This is a genomic window from Shewanella sp. CAL98-MNA-CIBAN-0140 (genome assembly GCF_040309905.1).
In the GTDB taxonomy this organism is placed as follows: domain Bacteria; phylum Pseudomonadota; class Gammaproteobacteria; order Enterobacterales; family Shewanellaceae; genus Shewanella; species Shewanella psychromarinicola.
Genome location: NZ_JBEOPI010000001.1, coordinates 167021 through 187465, shown reverse-complemented (window position 1 = coordinate 187465; position 20445 = coordinate 167021). Strand labels below are relative to the sequence as shown.

The 20445-nt window shown below is 40.3% G+C and carries 21 protein-coding genes; 13 read left to right on the top strand and 8 right to left on the bottom strand.

Going from position 1 to position 20445, the window contains the following annotated elements; all coding sequences use genetic code 11:
• Positions 1-135: 135 nt before the first annotated feature.
• Entirely contained in the window at positions 136-1146 is a 1011-nt protein-coding gene (locus AAEY93_RS00800; RefSeq protein WP_351074446.1) for a glutathione S-transferase family protein, read from the top strand.
• A 158-nt stretch (positions 1147-1304) separates the two neighbouring features.
• Here the strand turns inward: AAEY93_RS00800 and AAEY93_RS00795 are convergent, their stop codons facing one another.
• From AAEY93_RS00795 to AAEY93_RS00785, 3 genes are all read right to left on the bottom strand, one after another.
• Entirely contained in the window at positions 1305-1532 is a 228-nt protein-coding gene (locus AAEY93_RS00795; protein WP_101030875.1) for a DUF3389 domain-containing protein, read from the bottom strand.
• A 99-nt stretch (positions 1533-1631) separates the two neighbouring features.
• Positions 1632-2114 (bottom strand): FKBP-type peptidyl-prolyl cis-trans isomerase, encoded by a 483-nt coding sequence (locus AAEY93_RS00790; RefSeq protein WP_124013852.1) that lies wholly within the window; start codon positions 2112-2114, stop codon positions 1632-1634.
• 84 nt (positions 2115-2198) lie between these two features.
• Entirely contained in the window at positions 2199-3437 is a 1239-nt protein-coding gene (locus tag AAEY93_RS00785) for a lytic murein transglycosylase (protein WP_351074443.1), read from the bottom strand.
• 518 nt (positions 3438-3955) lie between these two features.
• Between AAEY93_RS00785 and AAEY93_RS00780 the strand changes: the two genes are divergently transcribed.
• The gene (locus AAEY93_RS00780) at positions 3956-4315 is read left to right on the top strand and encodes a DUF2750 domain-containing protein (RefSeq protein WP_351074440.1); all 360 of its coding nucleotides are present in this window, start codon (positions 3956-3958) and stop codon (positions 4313-4315) included.
• A 68-nt stretch (positions 4316-4383) separates the two neighbouring features.
• Complete coding sequence (locus tag AAEY93_RS00775) at positions 4384-5037, top strand: hypothetical protein (RefSeq protein ID WP_124013878.1); 654 nt, start codon at positions 4384-4386, stop codon at positions 5035-5037.
• Between the two features lie 23 nt (positions 5038-5060).
• Here the strand turns inward: AAEY93_RS00775 and AAEY93_RS00770 are convergent, their stop codons facing one another.
• Entirely contained in the window at positions 5061-6002 is a 942-nt protein-coding gene (locus AAEY93_RS00770) for a chemotaxis protein CheV (protein ID WP_124013854.1), read from the bottom strand.
• Between the two features lie 209 nt (positions 6003-6211).
• On the opposite strand from AAEY93_RS00770, the gene AAEY93_RS00765 reads away from it, so the two are divergent.
• From AAEY93_RS00765 to AAEY93_RS00745, 5 genes are all read left to right on the top strand, one after another.
• Positions 6212-6772 (top strand): lipocalin family protein, encoded by a 561-nt coding sequence (locus tag AAEY93_RS00765; protein ID WP_335686227.1) that lies wholly within the window; start codon positions 6212-6214, stop codon positions 6770-6772.
• A gap of 58 nt (positions 6773-6830) precedes the next feature.
• On the top strand, positions 6831-7421 hold the full coding sequence (locus AAEY93_RS00760) for an LON peptidase substrate-binding domain-containing protein (RefSeq protein WP_101030863.1): 591 nt from the start codon (positions 6831-6833) through the stop codon (positions 7419-7421).
• 137 nt (positions 7422-7558) lie between these two features.
• Positions 7559-8221: a sigma-70 family RNA polymerase sigma factor gene (locus AAEY93_RS00755; protein ID WP_101030861.1), complete on the top strand. Its 663-nt coding sequence runs from the start codon at positions 7559-7561 to the stop codon at positions 8219-8221.
• Entirely contained in the window at positions 8214-8900 is a 687-nt protein-coding gene (locus AAEY93_RS00750) for a ChrR family anti-sigma-E factor (RefSeq protein ID WP_124013856.1), read from the top strand. Before AAEY93_RS00755 ends, AAEY93_RS00750 begins: the two co-directional genes overlap by 8 nt.
• An 892-nt stretch (positions 8901-9792) precedes the next feature.
• Positions 9793-9966 (top strand): hypothetical protein, encoded by a 174-nt coding sequence (locus AAEY93_RS00745; RefSeq protein WP_164839471.1) that lies wholly within the window; start codon positions 9793-9795, stop codon positions 9964-9966.
• A 255-nt stretch (positions 9967-10221) separates the two neighbouring features.
• On the opposite strand, the gene AAEY93_RS00740 is transcribed toward AAEY93_RS00745, so the two are convergent.
• Positions 10222-11202 carry a 1-aminocyclopropane-1-carboxylate deaminase/D-cysteine desulfhydrase gene (locus AAEY93_RS00740; protein ID WP_124013857.1) on the bottom strand — a complete coding sequence of 327 codons (981 nt, stop codon included), beginning with the start codon at positions 11200-11202 and terminating at the stop codon, positions 10222-10224.
• 207 nt (positions 11203-11409) lie between these two features.
• Between AAEY93_RS00740 and AAEY93_RS00735 the strand changes: the two genes are divergently transcribed.
• Entirely contained in the window at positions 11410-11823 is a 414-nt protein-coding gene (locus AAEY93_RS00735) for a YccF domain-containing protein (RefSeq protein WP_101030855.1), read from the top strand.
• Positions 11824-12022: 199 nt separating this feature from the next.
• Here AAEY93_RS00735 and AAEY93_RS00730 read toward each other — a convergent pair whose 3' ends face one another.
• Together AAEY93_RS00730 and AAEY93_RS00725 are read right to left on the bottom strand one after the other, a co-directional pair.
• The gene (locus AAEY93_RS00730) at positions 12023-12811 is read right to left on the bottom strand and encodes a TIGR00266 family protein (protein ID WP_124013880.1); all 789 of its coding nucleotides are present in this window, start codon (positions 12809-12811) and stop codon (positions 12023-12025) included.
• 174 nt (positions 12812-12985) lie between these two features.
• Complete coding sequence (locus AAEY93_RS00725; RefSeq protein ID WP_124013858.1) at positions 12986-13915, bottom strand: LysR family transcriptional regulator; 930 nt, start codon at positions 13913-13915, stop codon at positions 12986-12988.
• A 228-nt stretch (positions 13916-14143) separates the two neighbouring features.
• Between AAEY93_RS00725 and AAEY93_RS00720 the strand changes: the two genes are divergently transcribed.
• The 3 genes from AAEY93_RS00720 to AAEY93_RS00710 all read left to right on the top strand — a co-directional run bounded on the left by AAEY93_RS00720 (position 14144) and on the right by AAEY93_RS00710 (position 17136).
• Positions 14144-15304 (top strand): homogentisate 1,2-dioxygenase, encoded by a 1161-nt coding sequence (locus AAEY93_RS00720; protein WP_351074434.1) that lies wholly within the window; start codon positions 14144-14146, stop codon positions 15302-15304.
• A gap of 70 nt (positions 15305-15374) precedes the next feature.
• Complete coding sequence (gene hppD, locus AAEY93_RS00715; protein ID WP_101030847.1) at positions 15375-16415, top strand: 4-hydroxyphenylpyruvate dioxygenase; 1041 nt, start codon at positions 15375-15377, stop codon at positions 16413-16415.
• Between the two features lie 103 nt (positions 16416-16518).
• Positions 16519-17136 (top strand): LysE family translocator, encoded by a 618-nt coding sequence (locus AAEY93_RS00710; RefSeq protein WP_124013860.1) that lies wholly within the window; start codon positions 16519-16521, stop codon positions 17134-17136.
• 30 nt (positions 17137-17166) lie between these two features.
• Here AAEY93_RS00710 and AAEY93_RS00705 read toward each other — a convergent pair whose 3' ends face one another.
• Entirely contained in the window at positions 17167-18342 is a 1176-nt protein-coding gene (locus tag AAEY93_RS00705) for a GNAT family N-acetyltransferase (RefSeq protein WP_124013861.1), read from the bottom strand.
• Positions 18343-18455: 113 nt separating this feature from the next.
• Here AAEY93_RS00705 and ggt point away from each other — a divergent pair, with 113 nt between their 5' ends.
• Entirely contained in the window at positions 18456-20207 is a 1752-nt protein-coding gene (ggt, locus tag AAEY93_RS00700; RefSeq protein ID WP_124013862.1) for a gamma-glutamyltransferase, read from the top strand.
• Positions 20208-20445: the final 238 nt, after the last annotated feature.

Below are 20445 nucleotides of genomic sequence, written 5' to 3'. Positions count from 1 at the left end.
CGCTTAATCATCACAAATAATACCGCTACAATGCTATCCACAGCATTTAATCGAACAAAAAGTCCAATTTTTTAATCTTTTATTCGATTTTAGTTGTTATATCATAAGTGAAATATCTTGAATAGGTGAGCTAAAATGGGCTTATTACAAAATGGTCATTGGGTAGATCAATGGTACGCTACCGAAGAAAATAACGGTGATTTTGTTCGAGAAAATGCTCAATTACGTCATTGGGTGACGGCTAATGGTCAAGCCGGCCCATCAGGAGATGCTGGCTTTAAGGCAGAAGCAAATCGCTACCATCTGTACGTATCACTCGCCTGCCCTTGGGCACATCGAACCCTAATTTTTAGGCAGTTAAAGCAATTACAAGCGCTTATTGATGTCACTGTCGTTGAACCCCATATGCGAGAAAATGGCTGGGAATTTGCCAATGCAAATGGATCCCGCATTGGCCGACATATTACCGGGGCACAAGCGGATCCGGTGCATCAAAAGGATTTTTTGTACCAGCTGTATCAGTTAGCCAAACCTCAATATAATGGTCGAGTCACGGTGCCGGTGCTATGGGACAAAAAAACCAACACCATTGTCAGTAATGAATCATCTGAAATCATCAGAATGTTTAACAGTGCCTTCAATCATCTCACGGGGAATGACCTCGATTATTATCCCCAAGCATTGCAACAGCAGATAGATGAACTCAATAACTTCATTTACGATAAGATAAATAATGGGGTGTATCGTAGCGGTTTTGCGACTTCACAATCGGCTTATGAAGAAGCGTTCAGTGCATTATTTTCGGCATTGGATACCATTGAAACACGCTTAACAGGAACACGCTATTTGTTGGGTGAGCACATAACCGAAGCTGATTGGCGCCTGTTCACCAAATTAATCCGGTTTGACAACGTTTATGTCGGTCATTTCAAAACCAACCGCAATACCATTGAAAGCATGCCAAATATTTCTGCTTACTTACGTGATTTATATCAACAACCCGGCATTGCCGCAACGGTCAATATGACCCATATAAAACAGCATTATTACTTCAGCCATCAACATATCAATCCAACTCAAATCGTCCCTATTGGTCCAGATATTGACTATTTACGACCACATAACCGTGCGGATCTGACAACTTAACTAATCTAATTAACCTCATATAGGCTAATAAATGCTTATAAAAAAGTGGTTTGTGCCTTTTCTACCTTGTATTGACGTGCAATAGACTCGCTATTGACTCGTCAATACGCCTTGTTAGCTATACAAACAGCAAGCTTGATTTGGCGTATGTTGATGAGTTATTGCGCGTGGATCCCGGTGTGGTTAAGTAACGCCTCTAATTGCGACGGATTATCGAGTTTGAGACTCCACCTTACCGTCCCAGCATCGGCTACAATCACTAACCCTTGATGGAAACAACTAATATCATCTACTGATGCAGCGAGCACCAATTGACTATCATGAAACCGGCACTGAATTTCATGCACAGTAACAATAATTTTACCCAAAGAAAAATCAATAACCATAATAACTCACTGTAAAAACAAAAATCCCAAGTGTTCACTTGGGATTTATACACCAATTAATTTACGCCTAAATTTAGCATTAACAGTAAATTAAACTCATTAGTGATGATGACCACCTGCACCATGGGCATGGCCATGAGCAATTTCTTCATCTGACGCGTCACGAGCACCGACAATTTCGATGTCGAAGGTTAATTCACGTCCTGATAGAGGATGATTCACATCTACCGTTGCCATAAATTTACCCACTTTGATGATGGTCACTTGACGTTTGCCCTCGTCAGTATTAACAACAGCAGCCATGCCAGGTTTCCATACTTTTGCACCAACAAGATGTTTCACCGATACGCGTTGTTCAGCATCAGCTTGGCGTTCACCATAGGTATCGGCAGCAGGAGGCGTAATGGTGAACTTCTCGCCAATTTGTTTACCATTAATAGCATCTTCGATACCTGGCATCATGTTGTCATGACCATGCAAATATGAAATCGGTTCAAGACCTTCGTTTGATTCAATCACATCGCCTTTTTCATCACGTAGCGAGTAATTAAACTGCACGACCATATCGTCTTTAATGCTCATTATCGTTCCTTAAATCTAAAATTTGCCGAAGCTTAGCAAAAGCGTGCTAATGCATCCACAAAAAAGTGGCCAATAACCTCGTCACTATCGTTTAATACCCAAGGCGGTAAATGTTTGTACGTCAGGGAAACCATCAGCAACAAGCCCTTTTTTCTGTTGAAAGGCTTGCAAACCTAACACTGAATTTCGACCTAAAATACCATCTGGCTCACCGACATCAAATCCAGCATCATTCAGCTTTTGCTGTAATTTTTTTACCGTGTCTCGGCTTAACCTTGCTTGTTTAGGCACCGCGCGTGTTAATGGTAACGCGCCATTGATGCGGTCGGCTAAATGGCCCACCGCAATGGCATAAAACTCAGAACGATTCCAACGCATAATCACGTTAAAGTTGTCATAACCTAAGAAGGCTGGCCCTGTATGTCCTGCCGGTAAATACAATGCCGCTTGCATGTCTGGTGTAGATAACGGCTGACCATTCGCTTGCGTAATATTAAGCTCATGCCATTTAACGAGTGATAAGACATGTTTGCCGCCTAAATAAGAAAACGGATAATCATCAGGCAACAACACTTCGCGCCCCCATCTTTCATCGGCTTTCCAACCTAGATGTTGTAAAAAGTTTGCCGCTGACGTCAGTGCATCATCGGTACTATTCCACAGATCAGCAATCCCATCGCCATCGCCATCTACCGCATATTTTCGGTAGTTGGTCGGCATAAATTGAGTGTGCCCCATCGCACCAGCCCATGAACCGACCATTTTCTTATCATCAAAATGATATTGCTGTTTTAGCTTAAGCGCTTGTAGTAACTCACCGGTAAAATAATCACTTCTACGAGGGTCGCACGCCAAGGTTGCCAATGAGTCGAGCACTGACATGCTGCCTTTGTAACTGCCAAAATTGGTTTCAAGCCCCCAAAAGGCCATAATATATTGGCCTGGAACCCCATACTTTTTTGTTAGCGTGTTTAATAAAGGTTGATGTTTAGCCATTAATTTTCGACCTTGCTCAACTCGCCAAGGGGTCACACGCTTATCAAAATAATCACCAAATGTCGTGGTAAATTCTGGTTGTTGATTGTCTAATTCAATCACTCGTGGCACATACGTTAACTGAGCCACAGTGGTATCAATTATATCTTGTGAAATTCCTGCATCCTTGGCTTTTTGCTGTAATCTGACCACACATTGGGCAAAGTCATCGGCAGGCTCAACCGTATTACTGACCTTAGGTGTTGCCGAAGCCGTACAGGCACTGAGCACAGTACAAGAAAAAATGATTGAAGCAACAAACACAGGAACCCAGCTTTTTTTCGTCATGAAACAACACTTAATTAGCACAAAATGAATAATGAATATCGTGACTGATTGCCCATCAGGAAACAAGAGCTGTCATCATTAAAGCCTGTTTATTTATGCAAAATTTAATTAACAAACAAAAAAACGGGTTATAACAATAGCAATCATTATATGTTCACTCAGTGCCACTCAAGCTTTTCAGTTCGCGGTATCATGTTGACACAATTATAAATTAAGATATTAAACAACTTAAATACCTGAGTCTCGCCCCAAAGACAGGCTTCAATATGCTATTTAGCCGAATATGATGTGACATAACGTTGCCTAAAGATAATAGATACAGCAACGATACCTTCAGACATGCTATTGGCCAGTGTTGCGCAACATTCCAGTTAAGTTAAGTGAACAGATAAGAAGTGAATTTACTCTCTAAATATCCACCGAGAATTCACATAATAAAATTTTCATTAATTAAGCCTTTTCCTTATTCATTGAGTCCGTATAATGACTTTAATTCTCACTCATTTAAGCGATTTATCATGACAGAACAGACAGCAGCATTAGCAGGCTTTATCGAAAGCGTAAAACAACATCAAGTCTTATGGGGCTTACAAGATGAAACCGGTGAGGGTTGGGTTGTATGTGACTCATCAGAATTTGAAGAAACTGATGTTATGCCACTTTGGTCAAGTGAAACTGCGGCAAAAAGTCACTGCACTGATGAATGGGCTGACTACAATGCCGTGACCATCACTCTGGCTGAATTTTTAGAATACTGGGTAAGTGACTTAAATGATGATGGCGTATTAATTGGTGTTGACTGGGAAGCAGAGCAAGAATGCCTAGAAATCGACCCTATCGTACTGGCTAAAGAATTAGTTGATTTTGAACAAGAATAGTCGACGTTAATTTAATCTTACTACCTAGGCTGTGAGTCATTGAACAGCCTATTGATAATACTGTGCCCATGCCTACTCTGATTGATGTTCCTTTTGACAAACGCCACACTTGTTGGTTTTGCTACGAGCCAAGTAACCATACCTTTGATTACTATAGAATGACTCATACTCCCCATCCCTCTCTAGCCATTCCCGCTTGCCAAGAATGCCATATGTTAGCCAAGAAAAATCTGCTGACCTCTATTTGGGATTGTCGTGATGCGGTGAAAGATAATTTAATGCACCTATATCGCAAAGACTTAGCCATTGGCATTAACTGGACGGAGCAAGAACTCAAAGAATCTGAATTTGATTGTATGATTTTTGGTGGCTTTAAGAAAAGTGCTTGGATGATGTATCAAATCGCCCAAGGTCGTATTAATGCTCGGGGTTGGCCATTAAGTCTTGACGGTGTATTACTCGAGGGGGAAATCGCCGGTAATAGTAGTCAATATCAAACCGGTTTTGAGTTTGACGATATTGTATTTACCTCATTAACCAAAGCCATTAGCCACTATAGCCAAACCTTGTCTTTAGACAGTGGCTTTTTGCAGCAGCTCATTACCCTGCTTGGTAAAGCCCAATTTGGTCATGCGGTTAAAATCGCTCGGCTTAATATTGGTGTTACCCCCGGACATCAACGTCTTATTCTTGATGAGTTAATCGAAGATATGGACCAATAAACGACCTAGCGACTAGCCAATATTTAGCCAATAAGAGTGCGCAAACGATCTTGGACCACGCGCACTAATAAATCGGGTTGAAATTTAGAGATAAATTCATTACAGCCGACTTTTTCCACCATAGCTTGATTAAAACTACCACTAAGAGAAGTATTGAGTGTAATAAATAACGATGTCATTCTGGGATCATTACGAACTTCGAAGGTCAACTTATAACCATCCATTTCAGGCATTTCTGCATCGGTAATCATCATTAATAATTCATTTGCAACATCACGACCTTCATCCGCCCACGATTGCAGTAATTGCAACGCTTGAAGTCCATCTGACGCCTCAACAATCTCAAGGCCTAGCTGACTTAATGTATCTCTTACTTGCTTACGTGCAGTAGATGAGTCATCAACGATTAATACCTTACGGCCAAGCATTTGCGTCGCTAACGCTTCGTCGAGCACCCCATCGGTTAATTTCACATCGTAATCGATGATCTCAGCCAACACTTTTTCAACATCAATAATAGACACCAAACGCACTTGCCCTTGATCTTCAATTCTTGTTATCGCCGTTAAGTAGTTATCTCCGCCAGCGGTTTTGGGTGGCGGCATAATATCACTCCACGTCATATTAATAATGTTCTCGACATTACCCACTAAAAAGCCCTGCACACTGCGGTTATATTCAGTAATAATCAATTTGCTATCTTCGGTTACCGGCATGGGTGAAAAACCAATCGCTTCACGTAAATTAATCACCGGGATCGAGATCCCTCTGATGTTAGCCACACCATAAATATTAGGATTGCTACCAGGTACGGTATTTAACGGAGGTAAGTTAACTACCTCTTTGACTTTAAATACATTAATAGCAAATAATTGACTTGAACTAATGCGAAATAACAATAATTCTAAACGATTTTCGCCCACTAACTTAGTTCGTTGATCAACCGTATCAAGCACTTTTTTCATGAACGACTTCCACCTAATATACAACTTCAAATATTAATAATAATTATAATTATACTTAAAAAATACCAATAATCGTTGTTAGACCTAGATTTATGTGACCGAAAATGAAAAAAATTTATTAAACAAGATCAATAACCAACCTCAATACGTACTCTATTTTCTGGGTCAATAAATTCCCATTGTATTAACCATTCAGTTAAGGCTTCAACATGACATTATTTTCCAAAACAATACGCACTTTTAGCATCAGTATTTCTTTACTGGGTTTATCAGCATGTACACTGATTGACAAACCAGTTGATGTCGTCAAACCTTTTGAAATTGAGCAATACATAGGAACTTGGTATGAAATTGCCCGCCTTGATCACTCATTTGAGCGCAACATGTCAAACGTGACCGCGCAGTATAACCAGCAAGGTGACAAGCTTGTGGTTATTAATCGAGGATATAAACAAGATAAGCAACGCTGGGATCAGGCAACAGGCAAAGCATATTTCATTAATGGCGCTAATCAAGGATTGCTAAAAGTCTCTTTTTTCGGACCATTCTATGGTGCATACCAAATCCACGACATCGTTCAAGCCCAAAATGGTCGTTACACAGATGCCCTCGTCATTGGCCCTAATGACCAGTATGCGTGGATTTTATCAAGAACACCCAGCATTGATGCCAGTATTAAACAACGCTTTATGATGAAGTTATCCGCTTTAACGATTGATCCCAATAATCTGATTTGGGTTGATCATACCCCAGAGAAAGATGATCGTTAACCCATATAGAAGCGTATGACAGATCAAATTACCGACTAAGTGTCATATGGAGGCAGCTATGATAATCCCTATTTTCCCATTAACTATTTGCTTATTACCGCAGGGGTATACCCAATTGCGCATTTTTGAACCGAGATATAAACGCTTAGTCTCCGAATCCCTTAAAAGTGGTTTAGGTTTTGGCTTATGCATGTTGGCTGATGATAACAAATCCATCTTACCTATCGGTACATTGACCAAGATAATCGACTTCGAAATGCTTGAAGACGGCTTACTGGGTATCAGTATTCAAGGTCAAAAAACATTTACAATTAACCAAATCAGCGTTGATGATGACGGTTTAAAGCGAGCAGATGTGAGCTTAATTGATTCTTGGCCGAGCGATATTATTGAACAACAAAATGCACAACCACACATTCATCAGATAGATCGTAAAAAAGATAAGCTGCTCAGCAGTACTTTGAAGCAGATTTTGCAGGAATATCCTCAGCATCTTGCTCATTATTCGGAAGAAAAATTTAATGATATCGCTTGGGTATGTCAACGTTGGCTTGAAATTATCCCTCTGAGTTCAAAAGAAAAATATCAGTGTATTAATAGTCATGACCATAGATTAGCTAAATCATTCTTACTCGATATTATAAAATAATCTCAACGAGTGATCTGAACTCTACTACGCAGCGTATAAATTTGTGAATTATGTTTTGTTCAGTTTGAACGAGCTAAGGCATAAATAAAGTAAATGCTTAAGCTTAATGACTTATTTATTGGATGCGAGTGAAAATAATGGAAAATGTTCAATCACAAAGCGTACAAATTGGTTATGATAAGAGGTCTCTTGTACAAAGACCCTTAATTAATCGAAATGGTGCTATGAAAACAGACGAACCCAATCCAATAGCAGATGAACTAGCTGCATTAATGATGAAAGTAGCTAACAATCGATGCAAAACCTCTTTTGCTAAGCTTTTTTCACATTTTTCCCCAAAAATTAATTCTTTTGGGGTTCAACGTTTAAGCACACAAGGCTTAGCCATGGACTTAGTACAAGAAACCATGACTCGAGTGTGGACCAAAGCTCATCTATACAACGTTGATAAAGCAGCGGTAAGTACTTGGGTGTTTACCATTATGCGCAATCAATGTTTTGATATGCTTCGTAAAGTACAACATAACCGTGAAGATTCATTCGGTGATGATATTTGGCCTTTATTTGAGTCCGATGACGCTGAACATAATGATGAAGATTTTTTGTTATCGGCAACATTATTACAGCACGTGAAAGAGTTACCTCCTCTGCAGCGTCAAGTAGTCCAAGGCATCTATATGCAAGAGCTTACTCAGCAAGAGTTAGCAGATAAACTTAATATTCCAATCGGCACCGTTAAATCTCGGCTTCGACTAGGATTGGAAAAATTAAAAAGTTTTATGGAGAAACACTATGATTAATTACCACCCAGACCCGCATTTACTGTCTCTCCATGCTAAAGGCGAACTTCCACTGTCTATGTCGATGGCAATCTCTGCTCACGCCGAATTTTGCCAACATTGCCAACAGCAACTCGATCAAATGACGATTACCTTGTCTGACCAGCAATTTAATACAACTGCGGCACCTCAATCGGTTGATAGCACTGATAATAATCAGCTAGATGCATTGCTTGCCCAGTTCTTGAATTCAACCTTAGATACCTTAGAAGCTGCGCAACCTAATACCGACAATAGCATTGAAGATAACAGTGTCAGCATTAAAGGTCATCATTACCCACTGCCAAGAGTTTTTCGTAAAAAAATTAACGCTTCTTGGCAAGGTATTGGCAAAGTCAGTCGTTTACGACTCGATACCGGTGAGCCGCAAGCAAGAGCAAGCTTGTTACACATAGCTGCTAATGGTGAGATCCCTGAGCATACTCATAAAGGTGCAGAACTGACCTTACTACTCGCAGGAGAGTTCAGCGACTGTTACAACACTTATAAACCTGGTGATTTTATGTTGCTCGACAAAGAACATCAACATTCTCCTAAAACACTTGAAGGCTGTTTGTGTTATACCATTGTTGATGCCCCTTTATATTTTACTAAAGGCATAAGTAAGTTATTAAATCCAATTGGCGATTTACTTTATTAATCATTGGTTTATTAATTTAAAATCGTAATATCAAATGTGATAAACGGATAAATTCAGTCTATCTTCAGGTTATTAACAGTGAACTTAGCCTTTGTTTTGCTAGCAAGGTATATTGAATCATCAATTGCTGAAGTTCTGGGCCAATGCTACGCATCTAGAGTTATAGGTGCGGTTTAATAAACGTTTATTATTCCGTTTTGAAGTTCCTTAGCTTAATTTGTTTCAGTAAACAAAGTTAAGCTAGGGTGGTTTAGACATGATTAGTGCATAGCTGGGCTTACGTTGTTAACACCGTTAGGTAGAGCATAAGTGATGAGCATGCTCATCATCTATTTTTACAAAATGTCCGCATCACAGGCTATTTTAAGTATAAACAACCGCACAGCTGGCCCCATTGCTTATTTTTTAATCGAAATGAGCTTTAATTTGATTAAAATTTGAAAAAGACTATTGCCATATGCAAACACTCAGTATATTATCCATGCAGATTTAGTTTTCTTGTTAATTTTGGTTACCTACCTGTAAGTCTGCTCAACTTCACTTCGTAAATAAACCCAAGACAAGCTTATGTTCATCGTTTTTGATTTTCAATTGATCTATGTTGATACGATAATTTCTATCCACGTAATCTTGCTGTCATAAAACTATGTTCAACTTACAAAATTAAGTGCCACTTGTATCAAGTGCCTTAAGGTTATGTCACAACATCAATGTTGCTGACACAAAGTAGACCTTAATCAACTATTGACATAACAACACTTGATTAGTGAGTAAAAGATAGGGTAAGTTAAATCTCGAAACATTAATCTTTCGCAACACTAAAAAATGCCAAGGATATTTTATTGAACAATTGTCTCACCTAATGGTGAATATATAAAAAGGAGTGTGACCAATGTCATACAACATGAATGGACACGAAATCTCAGTTAGCTTCCCGGTTAATTCTATTTCGTCAAACAAAAACTCAATTGCTTTTACCGACAGCTTAGGTAAAAACAAAAAGACCTTTTCAAAGCGCATTGAAGCAATGAACTTCATGAAATGGTTAATCTCTGCAAATAAGTAATATCCCTAACGCTAAGCGTTAATCATTTGCTCTGGTATTTAATAAACTCATTTCTCGGTATTCTCCTCTCAATTACCGATGTTTATTAAAACAGAGCAAAATGAATTACTACTTTACGACTACTCCAGTTCAAACCTCAGTCGAATAAGAACAAAAAACCTAACGAAACTCACACAAAACCCATTTTATCAATGAGTTAATTTTCTTAATCGTCGTAAATCTGACGAAAATTAGAGCGTGACTACGTTTTCGTTGTCATGAAGCGTTAATCGAATTTGAAAACTTTCGTAGATACCTTGGCAACATCGTTTTATTTCCTAATATCCCACCTTGATGTACATATAAAATATCAGTATTAGTCAACGTATTAGTCTTCAAATAATGTTGTAAGACTAAAAATCCGACAGGGTCATACAACAACTCAAATTCAATTCCAGACTGACATACGGTTTGCCACATATCAAAACAACGTTGCGATAATTTTCCAAAATGATATTTATGCCCATCACTAACAATGTGAGGATAATAAACTTCATCAATTAATTGTGAAAATTGCTGGCGTAAGTAATCATCACCGCCAACCGTGCTGCAGGTTAATACCTCAATGGTAAGTACTGGTGTTAATTGCAATTGAGCGAGCTGTTGTATTAGTTGCTTATTTAAATAAGCTGCTGTGGTGCCGGTACCAGAAGGTAAAAAAACCATGAGCTTAATTTGTTGTCTAATCTGAGCCCACTCAATAATTTCACTCGCAAGCTGCGCAATACCCGTTTCTGCGTATTCACAGCGCCCACCTTCAGGAATACACAGTAGATGTTGTTTATCGGCGTAAGTCGGAGTTGATAACATAATGTATTGCACAACATCATCTAAATGCATGCCGGCTATGTTATCGGCATATGGCAACTCAGCAACATTAATAATATTAGCCCCATTTTGTATCGCGGCAGCGTAATTGCCTTGGGGGTGTTGTAGTAAAAATTTGCTAATATGGCTAACGTAATAGTCAAATTGCCAGCCCTGCTGCTTAGCCAGCACAGATAATGAATACAAAGAGTTAGCTTGTGCAGAACCGGCCCCTACTAGGCGGGTCACATATGAATAATCATGATGCAAAAAATGATAAAACTTACGTGCTTTATTGCCACTGAAATCAGCATGCAATAAATCATCCCGCTTAATGTAGAGGGTGTGGCCGTCAAAGTTCATCGACTCTACTGGGCTTATCGAAAACATGTCTTCTCTCAATCAACTGTAATATGGGTATTTTAACTAAAAAATGATAATTCTCATCGATTCATTTGTATTAATTGTCAGACCTAACAGACACTCAATGTCGAAAATAACATTTAAACAATTAGAATCATAAGCTTATAATAATGGCATGATTATCGCTAGTTATCGCTATATAGTAATTAATATTGACTCTTGATAGGAATGAAAATGTCACTTTTACGCTTAATCTTTAATATTGCTTGGTTTTTAATGGGTGGATTTGTTATGGGCCTTGCTTGGTGGCTTGTGGGGGTACTGTGCTTTATCAGTATCATTGGCATCCCTTTTGGCAGAGCCTGTTTTGTTATTGGCGAATTAGCTTTTTGGCCATTTGGACAAGAAACCGTTAACCGCAAACACATTTCTGGCCAAGAAGATATTGGTACTGGCACACTAGGCTTAGTGGGTAATGTGCTATGGTTTTTATGTTTTGGGATTTGGCTCGCTATTGGTCATTTAGTGCATGCATTAGCCTGTTTCATCACCATTATTGGGATCCCCTTTGCGATACAACACATTAAGTTGGCCTTGTTAAGTTTAACCCCTATCGGGCAAACTATTATCGCGAAACCCACTTATTAATGACATGTGAACTGCCGCTATTCTTAATTACCGATAGCCTAATGCTATCGGTTTTTATTTGCCTAATAGCATCGACAACCTTTAATTGCCATTGACGCATTTTGGGCACACAAAAATTATTCAATCCCTTTAAGGACAGCTCAGACTAAATCGGCGCGATGACTTATAATCGTCTGAGCACTCAATGCTAATATCCCGATTAGTTAATCATCCGCCCTATTCCACCGAGTACTGAACCTTCACCTTGATCTTTACCGCCATTTGAAGGCGCATGAGCAATAATTCTGTCAGCCATACGAGAAAACGGTAAGCTTTGTAACCACACAGTCCCATGACCTTTTAAAGTGGCAAGAAACAGGCCTTCTCCGCCAAATACCATCGACTTTAACGAGCCTGCACGCTGAATGTCATAATCAATCCCGGGAGTAAATCCAACTAAACAACCCGTATCGACCCGCAAGGTCTCACCATGCAATTCTTTTTTTATCAGTGTCCCACCCGCATGCACAAACGCCATGCCATCACCTTTAAGGCTTTGTAGGATAAATCCTTCACCACCAAAAAACCCGGTTCCTAAGCGCTTATTAAATTTCATGCTCACTTGCGTGCCTAAGGCTGCCGCTAAAAAACTGTCCTTTTGACAGATAAGCTCGCCTTGATGTTGAGCTAAGTCTATCGCCAAAATGGTCCCCGGAAACGGCGCCGCAAAAGCCACTTTACGTTTCTGCTGGCCTTCATTGGTAAAGTGGGTCATAAAAATACCCTCACCGGAAATGGCCCGTTTCCCCGCACCAAGTAACTTACCAAAAAAACCAGATTCTAGCTCAGAGCCATCACCCATCTTGGCTTCAAAACCAATATCTTCTTCGACATAGGTCATGGCACCCGCTTCAGCAATCACAGACTCATTTGGGTCTAATTCAACTTCAACCAGCTGCATGCTAGAACCAATAATTTCATAATCTACTTCATGACTTTTCATGCTTATTTTCATTCCCTAAAAATTTATTTAATGTTTGCAATCGCCCAACATCGATAAGGCATTGCTCGATACGTATGATTTAAGGTAACAAAATGATCGGCGATTTAACATAACAATATATCAACATACTGGATCCACGTTGTATTATCTCTATGTTAGTTAATAGAATTATGCCAATGTTTACCCTAATCCGGCTCCACTTAACCCTGATTGTTGTTGCTGTTGATATCGAGCAAATTCTTGCAGAATAAGCTCGGTAAATAGTTGCCCTGCTCGCCCCAGCGGACGTTCAAGTGTGGACACTAATTGCGGTGTAAAACTAAAGCGGTTACCACCAATAAAATCAATCTCGATCAGTTGCCCTTGATGTAATTCTTCAGCAATTAAAAAATCCGGCATCCAACCAAAACCTAGACCTTTTAGTAAGGCATTTTTTTTCATGATAAAACCTGACAAATAAAATACTTTATCGCCGCCAAACTGCATTTCATCGCGGTCACGTTTACCAGGAGATGAATCTTCAATGGTTAACTCAACATGTTGTTGTAACTCGGGCAAACTAATGCCTTTTAACTGACTTAATGGATGTTGTGATGACGCCACTAGCACGCTGGTAATCGTAGGTAACGGTTTAGGATGATACGAGGGGCCAGTACGATAATCCTTGACCAACATTAAGTCTGCTTGGTCGCGCTCAAAGCGATGCTGTACGCCGCCTAAAAACTCCATATTAAGCTGCACTTTAGTGGGTATATTGTGTTCTGACATGCGCTTAAGCGCGGTCATGATCGGTTCCATCGGTAAAGCACCGTCTATCACTAACTCAAGCTTAGGCTCCCACCCCTGACTAAAACGACTGGCCAGATGTTCAATATTGGCTAAATGCTGCAGTAATCGTTGCCCTTCAGCCAGAATAACCTTGCCTTCAGGGGTTAATTCGGCGCGATAATTATCGCGGTTAAATAATGTGACCCCAAGATGTTGCTCTAATTTTTTAACTTGATAGCTAACCGCCGATTGCGCTTTATGTAAGCGCTCAGAAGCTTTCGAAAAACTTCCTTCTTCAACAAGCACTTGCAGTACATTAAAGGCATCAATATCTATTCGCATAAGATTTCCACTGTCTCGTTATTCGTACACTAATGTAAAGTTAACATAACAATCTAATAAATAGATTGAGTTAAGCTTTTTATTATTCTTTTTTTTGTTGATCTTTACCACTAAATTGTTAGTTAGATCACAAATTGATTTACCCAATGCGATTAGGCCATAACAATCAATACCAATCGTATTACAAACATCACGACACTCACAGTCGCTCCACCATAGGACAACCACATGCCATTCTATGTTAAGCAAGGTCAGATCCCGACCAAACGCCATATTGCCTTCGAAAAAGACAATGGTGAGCTGTATCGTGAAGAATTATTTTCAACTCATGGCTTTTCGAATATTTATTCGAATAAATACCATCACAATATGCCAACCAAAGCGATAGACGTTCAACCTTACTCGTTATCTCATGGTGAACAATGGCAAGACCCACTGATCCAAAATTACAAAATAGACTCGCGCCAAGCCGACTGCCAAGGCAACTTTTTCAGCGCCCGTAATAAAATCTTTTTCAATAATGACGTGGCGATGTATACCGCTAAAGTCACTGAAGACACCAAGGCGTTTTATCGCAATGCCTATGCTGACGAAGTGGTGTTTATTCACGAGGGTGAAGGACAACTACTCAGTGAATATGGGGTGATCAACACCCAAAAATGGGATTACCTAATTATTCCTCGCGGGACAACTTACCAGCTGAAATTTAACGATTATCAAAATGTGCGTTTATTTGTTATCGAATCATCGTCCATGGTGGAAGTGCCAAAGCATTTTAGAAACGAATATGGCCAAATGTTGGAGTCTGCTCCTTACTGTGAACGAGACATTCGTACGCCAACCTTGACTGATGCAGTGGTTGAAAAAGGTGAGTTTCCGTTAATGTGTAAATTCGGTGAGCGCTACCAAGAAATGACACTTCAATGGCATCCATTTGACTTAGTCGGCTGGGATGGGTGTGTGTATCCATGGGCATTCAACATTAGCGAATATGCACCTAAAGTAGGTAAAATTCATTTGCCGCCGTCAGAGCATTTAGTCTTCAGCGCCCATAACTTTGTTATTTGTAATTTTGTGCCACGTCCTTATGACTTTCACCCTAAATCGATTCCTGCACCTTATTACCATAACAACATCGACAGCGATGAAGTCTTGTATTACGTCGACGGCGATTTTATGAGCCGCACCGGTATTGAGGCGGGTTACATGACCTTACACCAAAAAGGTGTTCCACATGGGCCTCAACCTGGTCGCACAGAAGCCTCTATCGGCAAAAAAGACACCTACGAATATGCGGTGATGGTCGATACCTTCGCCCCACTAAATTTAACCTCTCATGTTAAAAATTGCATGAGTGATGATTACAACCGCTCTTGGTTAGAAAACTAAGATCACATTTATCTCTACCCCAAGTCACCTAAGAGTGATGACGTGTTGACATAAAATAGAGGAAGACAAAATGGCAAGCGAACTAAACCCACTGGGCCTGTTAGGCATTGAATTCACCGAATTTGCCAGTCCAGATACTGAATATATGCACCAAGTATTTATTGATTTTGGTTTTTCAATGCTAAAAAAAGCCAAAGATAATGACATTGTTTACTATAAACAAAACGACATTAACTTTTTATTGAATAAAGGCCGTGCAGGCTTTTCTGCTCAATTCGCCAAGTCTCATGGTCCGGCAATTTGTTCCATGGGTTGGCGCGTTGAAGATGCTAACTTTGCCTTTACAGAAGCGGTAGCTCGTGGTGCAAAACCCGCAGATGATGCCAATAAAGACATGCCATACCCGGCCATTTACGGTATTGGTGACAGCTTAATTTACTTTATCGACACCTTTGGTGAACAAAACAATATTTATCAAACTGACTTTGTCGATTTAGAGCAACCTGTCATCACGCCTGAGAAAGGCTTTATGGAGGTCGACCATTTGACCAACAATGTCTACAAAGGCACCATGGAAAAGTGGGCTAACTTTTATAAAGATATTTTTGGTTTTACCGAGGTACGTTATTTTGATATTAGTGGTGCGCAAACATCGCTTGTGTCTTATGCACTTCGTTCTCCAGATGGCAGCTTCTGCATTCCAATTAACGAAGGTAAAGGCAATAACAAAAATCAAATTGATGAATATTTGGGTGAATACAATGGCCCTGGCGTTCAACATCTGGCGTTCAGAAGTCGTGATATTGTCGCCTCATTAGATGCAATGGAAGATACCTCAATCCAAACACTGGATATTATTCCTGAATATTACGACACCATTTTTGAGAAGTTGCCACAGGTGACAGAAGATCACGATCGTATCAAGCACCATCAGATTTTGGTTGATGGTGATGAAGATGGGTATTTATTACAAATTTTCACCAAAAACTTATTTGGGCCAATCTTCATTGAAATCATTCAGCGTAAAAATAACCTCGGCTTTGGTGAAGGTAATTTTAAAGCGTTATTTGAATCCATTGAACGCGATCAAATCAAGCGCGGCGTGCTCTAGTTTTTAGACACTCAGTGATACATAAAAACCAGCAAAATGCTGGTTTTTATCATTTTAGCCTATTACACTCTGCCATCTATTTCGTTAACCAAAGAATTTTTCAATGCCAGATTACGCTGTACTCGCCGTTTTTATTCCGACGTTCTTTTTTGTCTCTATCACTCCGGGTATGTGCATGACGTTAGCCATGACCCTAGGCATGAGTATTGGCGTGCGAAAAACCTTGTGGATGATGTTGGGTGAATTAGTGGGCGTGGCCTTGGTCGCCATTGCAGCAGTACTTGGGGTTGCCAGCATCATGCTAAATTACCCGCAATTGTTCGACATTCTTAAGTGGGTTGGTGGTGCGTACCTTGGCTACATTGGCATTAATATGTGGCGCGCTAAAGGCAAAATGGCCATCATCACTGGCCTTGAAGTGAAAGCCAGTCGCATCAGTTTAATCAGCCAAGGATTTATTACCGCGATTGCCAACCCCAAAGGTTGGGCGTTTATGATTTCGTTATTACCGCCATTTATCAATGTCGATAATGCCGTAGGACCACAACTGGCGGTATTACTCGGTATTATTATGATAACCGAAAGCGTCTCTATGCTAGCTTATGCTAGTGGCGGTAAAAGCTTACGACTATTTCTAAGCCGGGGAGATAACATTCGCTTAATGAACCGTATCGCGGGAAGCTTAATGGTACTTGTTGGGATCTGGTTAGCACTAGGCTAACCCATACTGAACGACTCTATTTATCATTTATCATTTATCATTAGTCTTATACGGCAGTTGTTCGCACATTTGCTGCATATAAATATCAATGTGTGATTGCTCTTGCTCACAAAAATGGCCAATTGCCTCATTAAAGCCTTCATGGGCAATAAAATGGCTTGAGGTGGTTTTGACCGGGGAAAATCCTCGAGCCACCTTATGTTCACCTTGGGCACCTGCATCAAATACCGCTAATTTGTTGGCGATGGCGTACTCTATTCCTTGGTAGTAACAGGCTTCAAAATGCACCCCATCACATTCGGTTAATGCTCCCCAATAGCGGCCAAATAAATGCGTACCTGAAACAAAGTACAGTGCCGATGCGACTAATTGTCCTTCAATATTTTCAATCATTAATAACCGTATTGACGCTCCCATCGTTGCCGCTATCTGTTCAAAGAAAGCTGGCGATAAATAACCTGTGTGACCAGAACGCTTTAAATAAGTATTTTGATAACAGCGAACAAAACCCTGCCACTGTTCACTAGTGGCCTTGTCGCCATCAACAAAGCGAAACGCTAGCTGTTGTCTTGCTAAGGTTCGCTCTTTGAGGATGTTTTTACGTTTACGAGAGGTTAATGTACCAAGAAAGTCCGTAAAATCAACGTAACCTTGGTTGTGCCAATGAAACTGGCAACCAACCCGTTCCATTACCCCGGCTTGTGTCAACTGTTGCTGTTGATCGGGCGTGGTGAATAAACAATGCCAAGATGACCAATTGTGTTTAATTACCGCTTGCGACAAGTAAGTTTGAATATGGCCAATAAGCTGTTGCTGCTCGAGGGTTGAAAGCTCGGAATTGAAGCCTATACGCTGACCCGTTGTGGGTGTAAATGGAATGCTGCTCACCAGTTTGGGATAATAGTCTATATTATGGCGCTCATACGCTTCAGCCCAAGCCCAATCAAACACATACTCGCCCCAAGAATGAGTTTTAAGATAGAGCGGCATCAATGCCACAACATTATCCGCATCCATCACCATAAGGTGCATAGGTGTCCAGCCCGTTTCGGCGCTAACACATCGGCTCATTTCGAGTGCAGATAAATATTCATAACGTGTAAAAGGATGTTCCACGCCAAAAAAGTCATGCCATACTTTACTGTCTATATCACTAATATTGTTAATAAACTTATATTTATAAACTCGTGCTTGTGTTTTTTTCACCCACACTGTCCCTATTATCAATAATGCTCTAGGCCTAAAAACTCATACCAATTATTGCTCTCATGTGGCATGTTCTATCACAGTATCTTCTCAATACACACCAAGGATTGATCGTGACTCGACTCCCTAAATTAACACCGCTTTTTTTGAGCACCGCATTAACACTGACACTTTGTTATCCTGCGCTTCATATTGCTGACAGCCAAGCAAACGAAACATCCATTTTTAGTGAAATGGCAACGGCTCAGCCAATCTATGCTAAGCATGGCATGGTTTCAAGCCAAGAAGCATTAGCAAGTCAAATTGGCGTTGATATTTTGAAACAAGGAGGTAATGCCGTTGATGCTGCTGTGGCAGTGGCATACGCGCTTGCAGTGACATTACCTCGTGCGGGTAATATCGGTGGTGGCGGTTTTATGCTGGTGCATATAGCGGAGCAAAATAAAACCATTGCCATCGATTACCGTGAAACCGCACCGGCAAAAGCCTATAAAGATATCTTCCTTGATGAGCAAGGCAATGCCGTCGATAAACTCAGTCGTGAACATGGTTTAGCCGTTGGTGTTCCTGGCACCGTGATGGGGATGGAACTTGCGTTAACGCAATATGGCACCATGAGCATGAAACAGGTTATTGCCCCTGCCATGAAGTTAGCCATAGACGGTATTTCGGTAACCTCTGATTTATCAAACTCTCTTAGTGGCCTTAAGTCACGGATCACCCAATGGCCAAGTTCAGCAGAAATTTTCTACCATGGTGACGGCAGTAATTACCAAGTCAATGAGATCTTTAAACAGCCAGAATTAGCCCATTCATTATCGTTAATCGCAGAAAAAGGCAGTAAAGGATTTTATCAAGGCGAAACCGCGGAAAAAATTGTTACTGCTGTTACCAATGCCGGCGGCATGATGAGTCTTACGGATCTTGCAAACTATAAAGTCGTTGAACGTGAGCCTGTACGAGGTCATTACCGTGGTTATGAAGTGGTCTCTATGCCACCACCCTCTTCAGGCGGCATTCATATTATCGAAATGCTCAAAGTACTCGAGCAATTCCCCATTGATAAATTAGGCCACAATAGCGCAGATACTTTGCATCTTATGGCCGAAACCATGAAATATGCCTATGCTGATCGTAGTGAGTATTTAGGCGACCCAGATTTTGTCTCAGTCCCCATGAAACAATTGATAAGCCCTGAATACGCTAAAAATATAGCCAGTAAAATATCCATTAATAAAACCACACCCAGCAGCGAAATTAAACCCGGAAAACTGGCTCCATATGAGAGCGATCAAACCACTCACTTTTCGATTATCGATAAATGGGGCAATGCGGTTGCTAATACTTATACCCTTAACTTTAGTTATGGCTCAGGCCTAGTCGCTAAAGGTACGGGTATGTTATTAAACAATGAAATGGATGACTTTTCGGCTAAACCTGGTACACCTAATGGTTATGGGTTAATTGGTGGTGAAGCTAATGCAGTAGAAGGCAATAAACGTCCTCTTAGTTCAATGAGCCCAACGATTGTGATGAAAGATGGTAAGCCATATATTGTCACCGGCAGCCCAGGTGGTTCGCGCATTATTAATATTACCCTACAAATGATCATGAACGTCATCGACCATAAGTTGAATATTGCTGAAGCGACAGCCGCTGCGCGTATGCATCATCAATGGTTACCCGATTTTATTTGGGTAGAACATACATTAAATCGCGATACCATTTCATTACTTGAAGCAAAAGGTCACAAAGTCAAAGTAGGAAATGCGATGGGCAGTACCCAATCAATAATGATGACAGAACAAGGTCTTTTTGGGGCGTCAGATCCAAGACGTTCAGGTTCTGCCGCCATCGGTTACTAAAATGCTCAGTATTTACCTATAAAAATGATAGCGGTTTTTATTAATCTAAAACCGCTATCATTAATGACAAATATCCAGAACAAATAACCAGAACAAATAAACAGAACAAATAAACAGAACAAATAAGTTATAGCTCAACTCGGCCTTTATTGGATTAATTTGACTCAAGATAAATAGCTTAATAATAATTTTATGACTCTAACAATCCTATTAATTCTGACCATATATACACTCGCCA